Annotated in this window: 1 protein-coding gene and 1 pseudogene; one reads left to right on the top strand and one right to left on the bottom strand. The window is 65.5% G+C overall.

The window, feature by feature from the left end:
* Positions 1-353 (top strand): annotated as a pseudogene (locus G6031_RS18535) (DDE-type integrase/transposase/recombinase); the annotation flags it as partial.
* A gap of 154 nt (positions 354-507) precedes the next feature.
* Here the strand turns inward: G6031_RS18535 and G6031_RS18530 are convergent.
* Entirely contained in the window at positions 508-2,142 is a 1,635-nt protein-coding gene (locus tag G6031_RS18530) for an IS1634 family transposase (RefSeq protein ID WP_182654085.1), read from the bottom strand.
* Positions 2,143-2,262: the final 120 nt, after the last annotated feature.

Below are 2,262 nucleotides of genomic sequence, written 5' to 3'. Positions count from 1 at the left end.
AGCCAGTTCAGATGTCACCTACTCGTGCACCAGCCCCGTTCGTCGGCGACATTACGTACATCCACACCTGGCAGGGATTCGTCTATCTGGCGACGGTGATCGACTGTTACTCCAAGAAAGTCGTGGGCTAGTCGATAGCCGATCACATGCGCACCGAACTGGTCGAGACGGCGCTAAAGAACGCTGCTGCGACGACGGTGGTCGAGCCGCGGGCAATCTTTCATTCCGACCGCGGAAGTGTCTACACCTCGGGCGACTACCGAAAGCTGGTCACTGATCTTGGGATGCGTTCCTCGATGGGCAGAACGGGCGTGTGCTGGGACAACGCGATGGCCGAATCGTTCTTCTCCGCGCCCCTGGAACTCTAGACAAGTCACAGTTTCCCCTGTTCAGCCTGGGTTCCGCAGAATTGATTGCGTCTAGAGACGTGTTTAGGCGTGTTGAGCTGGGGTGATGCGGGTTTCCGCTGGTGTGGGGCGTGTATCTAGCGGGCCGGGTAGCAGCTGGTCAGGCGGCGGGGGTCAGGCCGGTCAGGCGTTTGGGTGGGGTGAGTCCGGCGGTGGTGAACAGCAGGTTCTGTTCGGTGGTGGGTCGGGTCAGGTGTTCGGCGGTCCCGTCGGTGCCGGCGAGGGTGACTTGGTGGATGCGCTGGGTCTGACGTCGGATGTGGGCCCAGGTGTGGCCGGTGCGGTTCTCCAGCAGGCGGATCATCAGCAGTGCGAGCCAGCACAGTGTGACGTGGGAGCGGATGCGGTCTTCGCGGTGGTGGAACACCGACCGCAGATCCAGCCTCGATTTCATCTCCCGCCAGCCGCGTTCGACTTCGAGAAGCTGCTTGTAGCCCAGGGCGATGTCCTCGGCCGACAGGTGCGGGTCGCAGGTGCGCAGCAGGTACTTGCCGTCCAGGTTCGCCTCGGTCTTGATCTTCGCGGCATCGATGCGCACCAGCCCCGAGCTGGTGGTGCGTAGGTAGCGGTTCAGTCCGGGCATCGTGGAGATCCGGCCCTTGAGTTCGGCCCGCTTGGTCGAGGACTGCGTGTCGGTGCCGTTGATCAGCGCGGTCAGCTTGGCGAGCATCTCGGTCCGGGTGTGGGCATCGCGCTGGGCTTGTTCGGGATTGAAGCAGACCACGAACCGGTCTGATGCTCCGGTGACCGCGGCGATGTTGACCTCTTTGACGTGCAGGTTCTCGCGCACCTGCCGGTACTTGCCCGGCCGAGACAGGGCGGCTCGGGCCTCGGGTGAGTTCGAGCGCAGCTTCTCGCCGAGGATGTAGCCGTCCCCGCCGCGCATGAGCTCGCGCCGGTTCGCCTGCGAGGTGAATCCGCGGTCGGCGGCGTAGATCACCCGTGACAGTGACCAGTCCCGCAGTTCGGTGCGAACCTGGCGGATCAAGGCTGAGTCGGAGGTGTTGCCGGGCCAGCACCACACCCGGATCGGGATCCCGGTGCGGGTCACGGCCATCCCGATCACGATCTGCGGCAGGTCATCACGATGATCCTTCGACTTGCCGTGCGTGCGAAATCCCACGCCACCATTGCCGTCACCGCCATGGCCTTCCTGCTCGTCTCCGGTGGGCCATCCGGCCTGGTCCCGGTCGACCGGGGCGTCGGCGTCGGTCTCGAAGTAGGTGGAGGTGGTGTCGAAGAATAGCAGGTCCACCTCCAGGTTCAACAGGTCCGCGACCTGGTCGAGCACCGCACGCTCGAAACCCTGCCCGGCCTGGTGCAGCCAATCCATCGCCCGGTAGCAGGCATCCTCGTCCACCTCGCCTACGGCCTCGGCCAGGCCCGGGATGGCCACATCGTGGCCCGCCCACTCGGCGGCGGCCAGCTTCGACGACGGGGCCAACGCGCGGGAGGCCACCAGTGCGAACACGGTCCACTCCAGCGCCGCCAGGTCGCGTTTGCGACCCCGGCCGGACTGCGCGGCGGTGGTGATCACCGTATCCAGACCCAACTGTCGCCACAGCCCATCCAGCAGCAGCGCACCGCCAGCGGGGCGGGACCGGGTCGGTTCCAACACCGACCCGCCAGCTGAGTCCGATTCGCCCAGGTACCGGCGCACCGAGGACACCAGTCGCCGCAGGCCTGCCTCGTCGACCTGATCGGCCCGCCCGAACGAGTGCAGCACCTTGGGCATCGACCGCGCTTTGACCGGGTGAACCGCACTGGCTCCGTCGGAGGGTCTTGCTGAATCAGGCGGCCTGAGGTTCGGACGCCTGGTTGGAACGGTACATCTCCTCATATTCAATGGGTGGCC

Origin of the sequence: Dietzia sp. CQ4, from assembly GCF_014145125.1 — a bacterium.
Classification (GTDB): Bacteria; Actinomycetota; Actinomycetes; order Mycobacteriales; family Mycobacteriaceae; genus Dietzia; species Dietzia natronolimnaea.
Note: the sequence above shows the minus strand (reverse complement) of the source record. Positions and strands in the feature narration are given on the sequence as shown.

Bases quoted from the DNA above. Each gene is read 5' to 3' on its own strand.
- G6031_RS18530 (WP_182654085.1), bottom strand. From the start codon at position 2,142: ATGCCCAAGGTGCTGCACTCGTTCGGGCGGGCCGATCAGGTCGACGAG.